The sequence below is a fragment of the Pseudomonas sp. B19125 genome (assembly GCF_044218855.1).
In the GTDB taxonomy this organism is placed as follows: domain Bacteria; phylum Pseudomonadota; class Gammaproteobacteria; order Pseudomonadales; family Pseudomonadaceae; genus Aquipseudomonas; species Aquipseudomonas edaphica.
The window spans coordinates 3,384,835-3,400,131 of sequence record NZ_CP162589.1; the positions used below are offsets into that span (position 1 = coordinate 3,384,835).

Here is a 15,297-nt window from a genome sequence, read left to right on the forward strand (position 1 = left end):
CTCACTCGACAAAAGGTGGCAGCTATGTGCGGGGTGAGATAACCGGTCAGGAGCACCCGGCCAGACCTAGGTCTGCCCGCACACAGCCGCCATAGAGCATGTTGCTCGCGGTTGTGGCACTTGGCACTCCGTTCACAGGATCTCACTCCCGATCGCTGATATGCAGCGACGGAGCGAAGGCTAGCCAGTGAAGTGAGCAGGCGCAAGGCCAAAGGATTGTCTAGGAAACTTCCCGCAAATTAAAGGGATATGGACTGCTGGCCTTTAACAATGCATGTCACCCAGGCTACACCCATCATCTGTGGGAGCTGGCTTGCCTGCGATGCAGACACCTCGGTATTTCAGCAACACGAAGCCTGTGGCAAGTGTGCTGTTGTGGCAAGCCTGCTCGCCACAACAGCCCGCGTGCTACAGACTTCGTGTATGGCCATCGCAGGCAAGCCAGCTCCCACACAAGCCAGCTCCCACATGGGTTTTGTGCTGTCAGGTAGAGAGAGATTTACTTGGGATACAACGGCGGCAAGCTGGTGGTGTCCGTTGCCGGGTCTTGCGCACGCTCGACCATCGGAATTGCTTTGACCGCACGCCATAAATCTTCACCCAGCCAGTATTGGCCGCTCTCGCTGTACAGCGCGCCGTTCAACCCATCCAAGGCATCCGACAGCGGCACGAACCGCGCCGCCATGTCGGCCAGGGTTTCCGGTTGTTGCCGCGCCCAGGCGTCGAGTGCCTGGCGCGTGGCTTGCGGGTCGTTGGCCTGGGTGGCGCGCTTGAGGTCGTCCAACAGCGAGCGCGGGCTCGGGCCGGTTTGTACGGCGCGTTGCACGGCGGGTTGGCGACGTGCGCGCCACCACAGGCCAAAACCCAACAGCGTGGTGCAGGCAAGTATCAAGGTGCTCAGTTGCCACAGCCACAGGCGGCTATCGTCCGGTGCGGTAATGACCGTTGGTGTGGCGGGCGTGTCCACCACCAGGCTTGGGTTGGTCGCCACTTGCAGCGTGCGCGCGGGCAGGCTGGTGCGTTCCAGGTGATCTTCGTGGGTGTTCCACCACACCACTTCCACGGCGGGCAACTCCACGGCACCGGCGCGGGTTGGCACCAGGGCTTCGCGGTCCTCACGGCTGCCGATCAGGCCACGGTCGCTGTTTTGGTTGCCGAGCACCGGCTGGTCCGGGTAGCGGCGCAGGCCATTGATGTCGCTGCTGGGCAGGGCCGGCAATTGGGCGCTGGACAGGCCTTCGGCCTTTACCGTGAGGCTGCGGGTCAGGGAGTCGCCCACTTGAACGTGATCAGGCTCGGGGTTCCAGACTTCGCTCAGGGTCAAGCTGCGCGCGGGCAGCCAGGCGGCGTCGGCGGGGTAGAACTCCGGCTTGGGCTTGACGGTCAGCGGCAATTGGGCAGAGCTTGCGTGAATCAACTTGCCCGGCTTGGTGCCCTGCAGCGTGTTCTCTTGGGGCGGGCGCGATTCCACCAAGGTGGCGCTGAAAGTCTGCGCCGGAATCACCAAGGCACCGCTGTGCTGCGGGTAAATCGCATAGCGGGTTTCGATTACGCCGTGGCGAATGCTGTTGATGACCTTCTCGTAAGTGCGCGACTCGCCCAATTGTTCAATGCGCGCATCGGGGATTTGCAACGGCGTGAGGCTGCTGTCGTCATACAGCGACACCGAGTGGTACACGCGCACGGTCAACAGCACCTGGGCCTGAACGTAAACACTGCTCTGGTCCAGATTGGCTTCGATAAACACCGGGGCCAGTTCGGCACTGGTGTTCTGGCTGGCGGTTTCCAGCACTTGCAGGCTGATCGGCTGGGTCTTGAGTTCGCCCACTTGCAGCGGCGGAATCACCACGGTGCCGTTTTCCTTGGGCAGCAACGTGATGATCCAGCGCGTGGTGGCGTGGTTATCGCCGCCCAAGGTAGTCAGCTGGTTGATCTGGCGCGTGCCGCTGACTTCAAACTGCGCATCCAGGGGTGACAAGTCGGGTTTGCCGAACTGGGTGACGTCGCTGGATTCCACTGTCAACTCCACCGTTTCCCCGGAATTGACGCGGCTGCGGTCGACACTCGCCACCAGGTTGGCCGCCTGGGCGTGGCTTGCCGACAGGGCGAGCAGGAGCAGAAGGGTGGTGCGGCGGCTCATCGAGTCTTGTCCTGATGTTGTTGCTGTTCGTACCAGAATTTACGTCGCAGCAGTTCGCCGGGGTTGTCCGGGATCTGCTGCAGCCATTGCTCCAGCGCCTGGCGGTGCTCGCCATCGAGGCTGGCATCGACGGGGCGCAAGGGCGGGGTGGTGGTGTGTTCGTCCCCTAGCTCGCTGCCCGGTACGTCGTTGCCGCCGGCTTTGGGCGTGGCGCCCGTCTGGTTATCGCCGGCACTGGCCTGGCCTTGGCCTTGGGGTGATTGCTCGCCCCCCGTGGCACTTTGGCCGCTGCTGCCCGGTTGCGCAGTTTGGCCGGGTTGGGTGGTTTCGTCATCCTCATTTTTGACAGGCTTGGCCGGCTCGGGCTCGGCTTTTTCCTGGATCAGGGTTTCGACCAGCGCTTTGTTTTTCAGCGCCGGTTGCAGGTCGGGCTGGGCTTCGAGTGCTTGCTCATAAGCGTCGATGGCGGCTTCCAGTTCGCCGGATTTGGCCAGCGCATTCCCGCGATTGTAGTGGGAATACGCGTCATTGCCTTGGGCAAAACGCTTGATCGCCTCGGCGTAGTTGCCCGCCTCATACAGTGCCACGCCTTGCCATTGCGGGTCTTCGAAGTGTTTGGCGGCCTCGTTGGGGCGTTGTTTCTTCAGCAGATATTGGCCTTGCTGGTCGGGTCGCAGCCACAGGTCCTGAAGTTCAAAGGCATAGCTGGGCTGCGGCGCACCGAGTAACAGTAACGGCAAGCAGAACAGCCAGCCGCGACGCCCGGCGCAGGCGGCGAGCAACAATAACGGTAGCAGCAGCCAGTAACCCTGGTCGGCCCAGGTGTCGAGGTGCAGCAGTTGGCCGTCGTTGCGCAGGGCCTGCGGGCCATCGAGCAGGTTGAGCTGGCGCAGGTCTTTGTCATCCAGGCGCGCGGCGCGGTAGCGGCCGCCCATTTCACTGGCAAACGCCTTGAGCGTCGGCCCGTCCAGGCGCGGCACCAGAATGGCGCCCTGGTCATCCTTAAGGAACTCACCGCTTTCCTGGGTCACCGGCGTGCCTTCGCGGCTGCCGATGCCGAGGATCGACAAGCTGGGGGCCTGGGCGCTCTGCAACTGCAGGCGAATGCCTTGACGCTCCTGTTTCGACAGCGACGAGCCGACCAGCAACAGGCGACCCTGGCCGAGACCGGCTTGCTTGAGCAAACCCAAGGCTTTTTCCACCGCCAGATCGGCGCGATGGCCGGGCTCGGGCATGATCGAGGGGCGCAGGGCTTCGAGCAGGTTGCGGCTGGTGGCCAGATCATCCGACAGCGGCACCAGCGTATGGGCGCTGCCGGCATACACGACGATGGCGGTGGGCGCGTTGTCGCGAGCCTGCAGCAAGTCATAGAGCTTGCGCCGCGCCTGCTCCAAACGATTGGGCGGGCTGTCGGTGGCGAGCATTTCCGGGGTCAGCTCCAACAGCACCACCACCGGGTCGGCCGGTTTCTGGCTGTTCTGTTCAACCCTTTGCCAACTGGGGCCAAGCAATGCCAGCACGGCCAGCAGCCAGGCGATGCCCAACACCACCCAGGGCGATTTACTCTCGCGGCCATTGCCGCCACTGAGCAGCACCGCATGAAACGCCGGCGGCAAAATCATTTGCCAACGCCCGGCGCGCTTTTGTCGGTGCCACAGCTGCCACAGCAGCCAGCCGAGCAACGGCAGCAGCAACAACCACCAAGGGCGAAACCAGTGTGGCCACAGGTCGATCATCGACGCCTCCGCAAGCGCAGGCGTTTAAGGCGTTGGCGCCATTGCGGGTGCTGTTGCAGGAAAATGCCCTTGGTCGAGAGTTTGTTGAAGGTGCGTTGCAAGGGGTTATTGGGCCAGCGTTCTTGAACCACCAGCAACATACTCAGGATCAACGCCAGCGCCAGCGGTGCGCTGTACAGCGCCTGGGCCGGGCGTGCCTGGGTCGGCTGTTGCGCGACGGGCTCAAGCTGGTCCAGGGTTTGTTTGATTTTTTGCAGCTCGTCGCCGTCGCGGGCGCGGAAGTAGCGGCCACCGGTGGCGTCCGCGATGGCCTTCAAGGCCGGTTCATCCAGGTCCAGGCTCGGGTTGACGCCCAAGATGCCCAACGAACCGGTTTGCTCGGGGTCGGCGCCGATGCCGATCGGGTAGATTTTTACGCCTTCTTCGGCCGCCAGGCGTGCGGCGGTCAGCGGGTCGATCTGCCCGGCATTGTTGGCGCCATCGGTGACCAGGATCAGCACACGGCTTTGCGCCGGGCGCTGGCGCAGGCGTTTCAAGGCCAGGCCAATCGCATCGCCGATGGCGGTGTTTTTGCCGGCGATGCCGATACGTGCTTCATCCAGCCAGGTGCGCACGGTGCGCCGGTCGAAGGTCAGCGGGGCTTGCAGGTAAGCCTGGCTGCCAAACAGGATCAGGCCCACGCGGTCGCCTTCACGGCTTTCCAGGAAGTCGCCGAGCAAATGCTGCACCAGGCTCAGGCGGCTGACGTCATCGTCCTGCCAGTGCATGTCAGGGAAATCCATGGAGCCGGACACATCCACGGCCACCAGCAAGTCACGGCCGCTGGCGGCAATGGGCAGCGGTTCGCCAAGCCATTCCGGGCGCGCGGCGGCGGTCAGCAGCAGCAGCCACAGCACCACGAACGGCGCTTGCTGGCGCCAGCCGGGCAGGTTGACCCGCGCACGGCGGCGCGCCAGGCCCTCAAGGTCGGCCAGGTAGCTGACCTTCAGCGCGGGTTCGCCGCTGTCGGCCACTGGCAGAATGAAGCGCATCAACCACGGCAAGGGCAACAGGGCGAAGATCCACGGCCAGGCGAACTCAAACATGTTTGCGAATCCAGGTATCGACCGCTTGGGTCAGGCCGGCGATGGCCTTGTCGTCGAGTTTGCATTCGGGTTTGTAGGCGCCTTCGACCAACACCATCCAGCGTGTAAGCCCGGCGGCGGGGCAACGGTTGTCGAGGAACGCCAGCCATTTGCGCCCGTTTAATGTGTGGCTCTGGCTGTAGGGGTAGTCGTTGCGGCACAGGCGCTTGAGCAGGCCATTGAGCTGCTGCAGCCAGGCACCGGCGGGCGCGCCGTCGTAGGGTTTGGGCATCAGCGCAAGTTCGGCCAGGGCGGCGATGCGCAGCGGGTCCAGCGGTTGTTCGGCGCGGGCCACGGGGCGTCGGGTGGGCAGGAAACGGCGCAACCACCACAGGCCCCAGCCCAGCAGCGGGATCACCAGCAGCAGCAGCCACCAACCCGGCGCAGGCGGCCAGAACCCGATGGCCGGCGGGGCGATCAGTGGCTGCAGTTGGTCGAGGCTGCTCATTGCTTTTTAACCGGGCGTTGCGGGTTGAGGTATTCGCGCAATTGCTCGACCATCTCGCTTTGGGTGCTCAGGGGCATCAATAGAATGCGCAGCTTCTGTGCCAGCAGTTCCCAACGTGCAATGCGTTCCTCAGCCTGGGCTTTATAGGCCTGGCGCAAATCGAAATTCAGCGTGTCCAGTTCCAATTGCGCGCCACGTTCAGCGAAACGCAGCAGCCCGGCGGCGGGCAGGGCGTGGTCCAGTGGGTCGGAGATCGGCAACAATAACAGGTCGCAATGGCGTGACAGCAGGCTCAGCTGTTGCTCGGCGCCTTCGGTCAACGCGCGTTCATCGCAGATCACAATCACCAGGCTGCCCGGGCGCAACACTTCGCGGCCACGGCGCAGCGCCATGCCCAACGCGTCGGCTTCGGGGCGGCTTTCGGTATTCAGGCTCTGGTTCACGCGCACCAGGCGGTTAAGCAATTGCAGCAGGCTTTGTTTACTGCGCCGGGGCTTGATTTCGTAGTGCTCGCTGTCGCCGAACACCAACCCGCCGACGCGGTCGTTGTGCCCCAGCGCGGCCCAGCCGATCAAGCTGGCGGCTTGGGCGGCGAGTACCGATTTGAACATTTGCCCGGAGCCGAAGAACAGCCGACAGCTTTGCTCGACCATGATGAAAATCGGCCGTTCACGTTCTTCATGGAACAGCTTGGTGTGCGGCTCCTGGGTGCGGGCCGTCACGCGCCAGTCGATGGTGCGCACATCGTCGCCAGCCTGGTACACGCGAACTTGGTCGAAGTCGACACCGCGCCCACGCAGTTTGGAGTGGTGCAGGCCAATCAGCGGGCTGCGCTGGCTTGGCGTGGAAAACAGCTGCACTTCGCGCACGCGGTGGCGCATCTCAATCAATTCGCTGAGCGTGACGCGGATTCCATCGCCGGCATTCATGGGGTTCAAGCGACGGCAACGACGTCGAGAATGCGTTGCACCACGCGGTCCTGGTCAATGCCGGCCGCTTCGGCCTCGAACGACAGGATGATGCGGTGACGCAGCACATCAAACAGTACTGCCTGGATATCTTCCGGGCTGACAAAGTCGCGCCCGGCCAGCCACGCATGGGCGCGGGCGCAGCGGTCGAGGGCGATGGAGCCGCGCGGGCTGGCGCCATAGGCGATCCACTCGGCCATTTCAGGATCGAACTTGGCCGGGGTGCGCGTGGCCATGACCAGTTGCACCAGGTATTCCTCCACCGCATCGGCCATGTACAGGCCGAGGATTTCCTTGCGCGCGGCAAAAATCGCCTGCTGGCTCACGCGGCGCTCGGGCTTGGTTTCGCCATTGAGCGCCTCGCCACGGGCTTGCTGCAGGATGCGTCGTTCGACCGCCGCGTCCGGGAAACCGATTTTGACGTGCATCAAGAAGCGATCGAGCTGGGCTTCTGGCAGCGGGTAGGTGCCTTCCTGCTCAATGGGGTTTTGCGTGGCCATGACCAAAAACAGCGGCGACAGGTCGTAGGTGCTGCGACCCACACTGACCTGGCGCTCGGCCATGGCTTCGAGCAATGCCGACTGCACCTTGGCTGGCGCGCGGTTGATTTCGTCCGCCAGTACCAGGTTGTGGAAGATAGGGCCTTGCTGGAACACGAAGCTGCCGGTTTCCGGGCGATAGATCTCGGTGCCGGTGATGTCGGCCGGCAACAGGTCGGGGGTGAACTGGATACGATGGAACTGCGCTTCAATGCCTTCGGCCAGCTCTTTGATGGCCTTGGTCTTGGCCAGGCCCGGTGCGCCTTCTACCAGCATATGGCCGTCGGCGAGCAGGGCGATCAGCAAGCGATCGATGAGTTTTTCCTGGCCGAGAATCTGCGTAGAAAGAAAGGTTCGCAGCGCAAGCAGCGCTTCACGATGTTCCATCGATGACGGTTCCTGGAGAGATGAGCCCCAACGTCGAAAAAAAACCGCCGGGCCTGGGGCGTCTACTTTAATGCATCGCGGGGTGTAGCGACTAACGGCGCGGCGGGTATTTTTAGCAAAACTTGTAGGATTTTTGTGTGGAAAGCACAAATTCCACTGAGGGTCGCTCGGCCCCTGTGGGAGCTGGCTTGCCTGCGATGGCATCAACTGGAGTGACCTGATACACCGAGGTGCCTGCATCGCAGGCAAGCCAGCTCCCACATTTGATCCTTGGAACAGCCTAAATCCGGCTAAAGGTGCCGGTGCCCTTGAGGATGTTCTGCAAGGTTTCTTCCACTTCAGCCAAATCCGACGCGGCGGTGGTGTGGTTGATCCGCAAGTGGTCCTTGCCGCCCAGTGCATCGGCATCACCCGCCGCCAGTTCAATCACCAGCGTGGTGTCACTCAAGGTCACTTTCAGCCCATCCAGGGTCGACGGTTCGTAATCCCAGGTCAGCTCAACCTCATCTTCGTCCGGGTAACGGCTGAGCATGAACATTTCGCCATTATTGCCGTGGCAGCACAGCATGGCCATGTTGTCTTCTTCTTCGTCACAGGGTGTGGCGATCAGGTGGGGAGTGGTCAGTTGCATGGGCAGTCCTCTAAAAGCAGCGTACTTGAACGACGGGCGGCTAATTTTGCCATCGTACAAACGTTTACGCTGCTCTTAAGTGGATGGGACTGCCCCTGCCACCATGGGTATCGCACTTGCAGTGGGTTATTTCGCCAAAATAGTGGCCTTTAACACTGTTTTGATCGGCCCGGTGATGGGCTCTGAAGCCTTGCCAGCCCCCGCAGTCAGTATTGGCTTGAGCGCATTGAATACACCGAACGTAATCCTGTCATCGGCGTTTGCGCGGTCGTTGGCGTTGTCGTGAATGCCCACGCCCACTTCCAGCAATCCGGAGCCCACACTCAGCGCCGTCAGCAAGATGCCCACGGGGGGCAGTGCCAAGCCAATGGGGGTTGCAAGCAGAAGCGCTCCATCCAACCATTTTTTTGCCTTAAGAATTGTTTGCTTGTTGTGGTCTGTGTTCAGCACGAACGCCTGGTTGGTACTGGCTTTCATGCTTTTTTCTGTGCGCTCTTGAACCTCGCTGAAAGGGTCGCCCGTGATGTTTTTGCCATCAAATACGCCACCCTCTTCCCAAAAGCCTTGCCGTTCCAGGAAGTCCACAGCGCCTGGCTCTTTGATGTGCTGTCGAATCAGCTCCAATCGCGCATCGAAGCCTTTTTTAAATAATGAAGACGAAGCATCTTTTGGGGAGAAATGTTTTTTGAAAGCGGCGGCTTTATCTTCGTCAATCAATTGGGTAGCCAGCCATTTATTCATTGCTTGGGGCGAATCGAACGAGTGGATGGGGGACGAATTGCCTGGAATGTATAGAAGCGTTTTCTGAGTATTGACGTCTCTGGTATAGAAAATGTCAGTGGAGTGGAAGCCATTGAAACTCAGAAATTTGGTCTCCAGGCTTGCGTCTGGCGTGTGCGGTTTAACCAGTGTTTCCAGCCCTGCATCCAGATAAGTCTGGTTGGCGGGTACACCGACGAGGCTCATGGCGATCTTTCGGCCTTCCTCGTCCAGCGAGCGCTCATGATGTTGCGCGTGCGCAGCATTAAGGTAGCTAATTTTGGCAAGTGCGGTATAGGACTCACGGGTTTCAGGCGACCACTTGAAGTTCAGGTACTGGTCGTAGGGTTTTTTATAGGCATGGTCCCAGACCATTTTTTTGAAGTCGGCCGGGGGGATCTGAACATGCTGGCCCGCACCGTAAGTAGTGGGTGCGTCGGGCGAGGGCTCAGTCACAATACCGTGATAATAAGTATTGAAATTACCCACGAGTGGACGTGGGAAAGTGCCGTCCCAATTGGGCTTTTCCGTGTGGCGGGAATTAGGCTGTATGTCGAAGGGTTCGGTAGGTTGCCCTTTGGGAGCCTCTTGTTTTCCAGTCATCCCCTTGGGCCGTGGTGTGTGTTGAATATTCAGGCATGCCGCATCCGCCAGGGAGATTTTTTGTGTAATGACCGCCTTGTGAGGCGTGGTGTTTTTGTCATAAGCAAAGGTGACCAGAAAGGTTTTTTCCGGATCGACGTCGATCCCCCACTTTTGTTTAATCTGGGCTGCTACATGTTCTGAGGTATGTTGAGTGGCGGACATGAAGGGTTTGTACTTGTCGGCTGCATACCTGTCGAGCGCGTTGTTTCTTTTTAATGGCTCGGAAAAATAAGAGGCTGGCCAGCTATCGTGTTGCACGGCAGGTTGTTCTGGCCGTACGGTCTGCTCGCCCCACTTCAACTCCGGGCGATCCCAGTTTAATTCAGGGAGGGGAGGCTTATTATGGGCTTGGCGCGGTGTTGGGTAAGTGGGAACGCCATTCGGTACATTCGTCGAGGCACTGACAGTACCCTGACTTACAGTTGCAGTTATGCTGGTCATACTAAACGCTCACTTCAATTAATCAGTGGGCCGTCCGTGGTGTGTTTGCGCAATCGATGCTGTGTGCATCGAGTCAGTTCTAATTGGTCGAATGAGCTGTATTCACTCCATTCGAAATGCCTATGGCCTACACAGAAAAAAACTATCGTCTTACTCGCCCAGGTGCAGGGCGCTAGAGAATGTTCAGCGCTGCCTGCGCTTGACCGAATATGTCGCCGTACGGAAAGCAACCGTCTTCCTACACTCGTTAAGCTGCGCAGTGGATGCGCCACCGTCAGGCCGTTGACCTGCCCGTCGTACCGTCACCTGCCAAACGGCGCATCCGATGTGACCTGATCGCCTTGCGCAGCTTCACCCACCTGTCACCTCGATTCGTTATAAGGTTATTGACGAACAGAGCTGACGGTCTCCCCGCAAGGGGATAACACGCGACGCTTCCATCAATAACAAGCCCAAGCGGAGTACCACAGATGGCGTTCTTCACCGCAGCCAGCAAGTCCGACTTCCAGCATCAACTGCAAGCGGCACTGGCGCAGCACATCAGTGAACAGGCACTGCCACAAGTGGCGCTGTTCGCTGAGCAATTCTTCGGCATTATTTCCCTGGACGAACTGACCCAACGTCGCCTTTCCGACCTGGCCGGTTGCACCCTGTCTGCCTGGCGCCTGCTTGAGCGCTTTGATCACACCCAACCGCAAGTGCGGGTCTACAACCCCGATTACGAACGTCATGGCTGGCAGTCGACCCACACCGCGGTCGAAGTACTGCACCATGACCTGCCATTTCTGGTCGACTCGGTACGCACCGAGCTGAACCGCCGTGGCTACAGCATCCACACCCTGCAAACCACCGTGCTCAGCGTGCGTCGCGGCAAAAAAGGCGAGTTGCTGGAAATCCTGCCAAAAGGCACCCAGGGCGAAGGCATTCTGCAAGAATCGCTGATGTACCTGGAAATCGACCGTTGCGCCAATGCCGCCGAACTCAACGTGCTGAGCAAAGAGCTTGAGCAAGTGCTGGGCGAAGTGCGCGTGGCCGTGGCCGATTTCGAACCGATGAAAGCCAAGGTCCAGGACCTGCTGGCCGGTATCGACGCGAGCCAGTTCAGCATCGACGGCGAAGAAAAAGCCGAGATCAAGAGCTTCCTGGAATGGCTGGTGGGCAACCACTTCACCTTCCTTGGCTATGAAGAGTTTGTGGTACGTGACGAGGCGGACGGCGGTCATATCGAATATGACACCGGCTCCTTCCTCGGTCTGACCAAATTGCTGCGTGCCGGCCTCACCGCCGAAGACACGCGCATCGAAGACTACGCCGTGGCTTACCTGCGTGAACCGACCGTGCTGTCGTTCGCCAAGGCCGCGCACCCAAGCCGCGTGCACCGTCCGGCGTACCCGGACTATGTGTCGATCCGTGAGATCAGCGCCGACGGCAAGGTGATCAAGGAACACCGCTTCATGGGCCTCTACACCTCGTCGGTGTACGGCGAAAGCGTGCGAGTGATCCCTTACATCCGCCGTAAAGTCGCGGAAATCGAGCGCCGCTCGGGCTTCCAGGCCAAGGCACACCTGGGCAAAGAGCTGGCCCAGGTGGTTGAAGTCTTGCCGCGTGATGACCTGTTCCAGACCCCGGTCGACGAGCTGTTCAACACCGTGATGTCGATCGTGCAGATCCAGGAGCGCAACAAGATTCGCGTGTTCCTGCGCAAAGACCCGTACGGTCGTTTCTGCTACTGCCTGGCCTACGTGCCGCGCGACATCTATTCCACCGAAGTGCGCCAGAAGATCCAGCAAGTGCTGATGGATCGCCTGAAAGCCTCGGACTGCGAATTCTGGACCTTCTTCTCCGAGTCCGTCCTGGCCCGTGTGCAGCTGATTCTGCGGGTTGACCCGAAGAACCGCCTGGACATCGACCCGCTTCAACTGGAAAAAGAAGTGGTGCAGGCCTGCCGCAGCTGGCAGGACGACTACGCCAGCCTGGTGGTGGAAAGCTTCGGCGAAGCCCAGGGCACCAACGTGCTGGCGGATTTCCCGAAAGGCTTCCCGGCAGGTTACCGCGAGCGTTTTGCTGCGCATTCGGCTGTGGTCGATATGCAGCACCTCAACAGCCTGACCGAAGCCAACCCGTTGGTCATGAGCTTCTATCAGCCGCTGGGCCAGGTCTCCGGCCAGCGAGAGCTGCATTGCAAGCTCTACCACGCCGACACGCCACTGGCGCTGTCCGACGTGCTGCCGATCCTGGAAAACCTCGGCCTGCGCGTGCTGGGCGAGTTCCCGTACCGCCTGCGTCACGCCAATGGCCGTGAGTTCTGGATCCATGATTTTGCGTTCATTGCCGCCGAAGGCGTGAACCTGGATATCCAGCAGCTCAACGACACCCTGCAGGACGCGTTCGTGCACATCGTGCATGGCGATGCCGAAAACGATGCGTTCAACCGTCTGGTACTTACCGCCGGCCTGCCTTGGCGCGACGTGTCGCTGCTGCGTGCTTACGCGCGTTACCTCAAGCAGATCCGCCTGGGCTTCGACCTGGGTTACATCGCCAGCACCCTGAACAACCACACCGACATCGCTCGTGAGTTGACCCGGTTGTTCAAGACCCGCTTCTACCTGGCGCGCAAGCTCACCGCCGATGACCTCGAAGACAAGCAGCAACGCCTGGAACAAGCGATTCTCACGGCCCTGGACGATGTTCAGGTGCTTAACGAAGACCGCATCCTGCGTCGCTACCTGGACCTGATCAAGGCTACCCTGCGCACCAACTTCTACCAGACCGACGCCAACGGCCAGAACAAGTCGTACTTCAGCTTCAAGTTCGACCCGCGTGCGATTCCTGAGCTGCCCAAGCCGGTGCCGAAGTTTGAAATCTTCGTGTACTCGCCGCGCGTTGAAGGCGTGCACCTGCGCTTTGGTAACGTTGCGCGCGGCGGCCTGCGCTGGTCCGACCGTGAAGAAGACTTCCGTACCGAAGTGCTCGGCCTGGTAAAAGCCCAGCAGGTCAAGAACTCGGTCATCGTGCCAGTGGGTGCGAAGGGCGGCTTCCTGCCGCGTCGCCTGCCATTGGGCGGCACCCGTGACGAGATCGCGGCCGAGGGCATCGCCTGCTACCGCATCTTCATTTCCGGCCTGTTGGACATTACCGACAACCTCAAGGACGGCGCCCTGGTGCCACCGGTCAACGTCGTGCGTCATGACGACGATGACCCGTACCTGGTCGTCGCGGCGGACAAGGGCACTGCGACCTTCTCCGACATCGCCAACGGCATTGCCATCGACTACGGCTTCTGGCTGGGCGACGCGTTCGCTTCCGGTGGTTCGGCAGGTTACGACCACAAGAAAATGGGCATCACCGCCAAGGGCGCGTGGGTCGGTGTGCAGCGTCACTTCCGTGAGCGCGGCATCAACGTGCAGGAAGACAGCATCACCGTGGTGGGCGTCGGCGATATGGCCGGTGACGTGTTCGGTAACGGCTTGCTGATGTCCGACAAGCTGCAACTGGTCGCGGCCTTCAACCACCTGCATATCTTCATCGACCCGAACCCGAACCCGGCGACCAGCTTCGTCGAGCGCCAGCGCATGTTTGAGCTGCCGCGTTCGGCGTGGACCGACTACGACACCAGCATCATGTCCGAAGGCGGCGGGATCTTCTCGCGCAGTGCCAAAAGCATCGCTATTTCGCCACAGATGAAAGAACGCTTCGACATCCAGGCCGACAAGCTGACCCCGACCGAACTGCTCAACGCCTTGCTCAAGGCGCCGGTGGACCTGTTGTGGAACGGCGGTATCGGCACTTACGTCAAGGCCAGCACTGAAAGCCACGCCGACGTGGGCGACAAGGCCAACGACGCGTTGCGCGTCAATGGCAATGAGCTGCGCTGCAAAGTAGTGGGCGAGGGCGGTAACCTCGGCATGACCCAATTGGGCCGTGTGGAATTCGGCCTCAATGGCGGCGGCTCCAACACTGACTTCATCGACAACGCCGGTGGTGTGGACTGCTCCGACCACGAAGTGAACATCAAGATCCTGCTCAACGAAGTGGTGCAGGCCGGTGACATGACCGACAAGCAGCGCAACCAGCTGCTGGCGAGCATGACCGACGAAGTCGGCAACCTGGTGTTGGGCAACAACTACAAGCAGACCCAGGCGTTGTCCCTGGCCGCGCGCAAGGCTTACGAGCGTGCTGCCGAGTACAAGCGCCTGATGAGCGACCTGGAAGGCCGTGGCAAGCTGGACCGCGCCATCGAGTACCTGCCGACCGAAGAGCAGCTTGTGGAGCGTGCCTCCACCGGTAAGGGTTTGACCCGTCCTGAGCTGTCGGTGTTGATCTCCTACAGCAAGATCGACCTCAAGGAAGCCCTGCTCAAGTCGCTGGTGCCGGATGACGACTACCTGACCCGTGACATGGAGACCGCGTTCCCACCGAGCCTGGTGGCCAAGTTCGGTGAAGCCATGCGCCGTCACCGCCTCAAGCGCGAAATCGTCAGCACCCAGATCGCCAACGACCTGGTCAACCACATGGGCATTACCTTCGTTCAACGACTCAAAGAGTCGACCGGCATGAGCCCGGCGAACGTGGCCGGTGCTTACGTGATCGTGCGTGACATCTTCCACCTCCCGCACTGGTTCCGTCAGATCGAAGCCCTGGACCACCAGGTGTCCGCCGACGTGCAACTGGAGCTGATGGATGAGCTGATGCGCCTGGGCCGTCGTGCCACGCGCTGGTTCCTGCGCAGCCGTCGCAACGAGCAGGACGCTGGCCGCGACACCGCGCACTTCGGTCCGCACCTGGCGGCGTTGGGCCTCAAGCTCGACGAATTGCTGGAAGGCCCGACCCGCGAAGGCTGGCAGAACCGCTACCAGGCCTACACCGAAGCCGGCGTACCGGAATTGTTGGCGCGCATGGTTGCAGGCACGACCCACCTGTACACCTTGCTGCCGATTATCGAAGCCGCCGACGTGACCGGGCATGACGCCGCCGAAGTGGCCAAGGCCTACTTCGCCGTCGGCAGCGCGCTGGACCTGCCGTGGTACCTGCAGCAGATCAGCGATCTGCCGGTGGCCAACAACTGGCAGGCCCAGGCCCGCGAAGCGTTCCGCGACGATGTGGACTGGCAGCAACGGGCGATCACCATCTCGGTACTGCAAATGGCCGACGCGCCACAAGACATGGAAGCCCGCGTGGCCCTGTGGCTTGAGCAGCACCAGGACATGGCCGATCGCTGGCGCGCAATGATGGTCGAAATCCGTGCAGCAGTCGGCACGGACTACGCCATGTATGCGGTCGCCAACCGTGAGTTGCTCGACCTGGCGTTGAGCGGTCAGTCGGTGCTGCAACCGGCTTGATCCCTCGGTAAAACAAAAGCCCCCGTATCGTAAGATGCGGGGGCTTTTTGTTGGCGCCACATTCATCAAACCCCACACACCCAATGTGGGCGCTGGCTTGCCTGCGATAGCGGTCTTTCAGTAACAGGAAGGCTGCTGAC

9 protein-coding genes are annotated in these 15,297 nt (G+C 60.8%); 1 reads left to right on the plus strand and 8 read right to left on the minus strand.

Annotation, left to right across the window (positions count from 1 at the left end; translation table 11 throughout):
• Positions 1 to 499: 499 nt before the first annotated feature.
• The 8 genes from AB4P96_RS15380 to AB4P96_RS15415 all read right to left on the minus strand — a co-directional run bounded on the left by AB4P96_RS15380 (position 500) and on the right by AB4P96_RS15415 (position 9,818).
• Positions 500 to 2,140 (minus strand): BatD family protein, encoded by a 1,641-nt coding sequence (locus tag AB4P96_RS15380; RefSeq protein WP_170039624.1) that lies wholly within the window; start codon positions 2,138 to 2,140, stop codon positions 500 to 502.
• A complete protein-coding gene (locus AB4P96_RS15385) occupies positions 2,137 to 3,876 on the minus strand; it encodes a tetratricopeptide repeat protein (protein WP_395599736.1) in 1,740 nt (579 codons plus the stop codon). The genes AB4P96_RS15380 and AB4P96_RS15385 overlap by 4 nt, the downstream gene beginning before the upstream one ends.
• On the minus strand, positions 3,873 to 4,961 hold the full coding sequence (locus AB4P96_RS15390; RefSeq protein WP_017136651.1) for a VWA domain-containing protein: 1,089 nt from the start codon (positions 4,959 to 4,961) through the stop codon (positions 3,873 to 3,875). Before AB4P96_RS15390 ends, AB4P96_RS15385 begins: the two co-directional genes overlap by 4 nt.
• On the minus strand, positions 4,954 to 5,448 hold the full coding sequence (locus tag AB4P96_RS15395; RefSeq protein ID WP_017136650.1) for a DUF4381 domain-containing protein: 495 nt from the start codon (positions 5,446 to 5,448) through the stop codon (positions 4,954 to 4,956). The genes AB4P96_RS15390 and AB4P96_RS15395 overlap by 8 nt, the downstream gene beginning before the upstream one ends.
• Positions 5,445 to 6,377, minus strand: a complete 933-nt coding sequence (locus AB4P96_RS15400; RefSeq protein ID WP_017136649.1) for a DUF58 domain-containing protein — start codon at positions 6,375 to 6,377, stop codon at positions 5,445 to 5,447. The genes AB4P96_RS15395 and AB4P96_RS15400 overlap by 4 nt, the downstream gene beginning before the upstream one ends.
• A gap of 5 nt (positions 6,378 to 6,382) precedes the next feature.
• Complete coding sequence (locus tag AB4P96_RS15405) at positions 6,383 to 7,342, minus strand: MoxR family ATPase (protein ID WP_003174327.1); 960 nt, start codon at positions 7,340 to 7,342, stop codon at positions 6,383 to 6,385.
• 280 nt (positions 7,343 to 7,622) lie between these two features.
• Positions 7,623 to 7,973 carry a hypothetical protein gene (locus tag AB4P96_RS15410; protein WP_017136648.1) on the minus strand — a complete coding sequence of 117 codons (351 nt, stop codon included), beginning with the start codon at positions 7,971 to 7,973 and terminating at the stop codon, positions 7,623 to 7,625.
• Between the two features lie 126 nt (positions 7,974 to 8,099).
• A complete protein-coding gene (locus tag AB4P96_RS15415; RefSeq protein WP_395599737.1) occupies positions 8,100 to 9,818 on the minus strand; it encodes a dermonecrotic toxin domain-containing protein in 1,719 nt (572 codons plus the stop codon).
• 470 nt (positions 9,819 to 10,288) lie between these two features.
• Between AB4P96_RS15415 and AB4P96_RS15420 the strand changes: the two genes are divergently transcribed.
• Positions 10,289 to 15,157, plus strand: coding sequence for an NAD-glutamate dehydrogenase (locus AB4P96_RS15420; protein WP_395599738.1), 4,869 nt, complete (start codon positions 10,289 to 10,291; stop codon positions 15,155 to 15,157).
• The last annotated feature ends 140 nt before the right edge of the window (positions 15,158 to 15,297 follow it).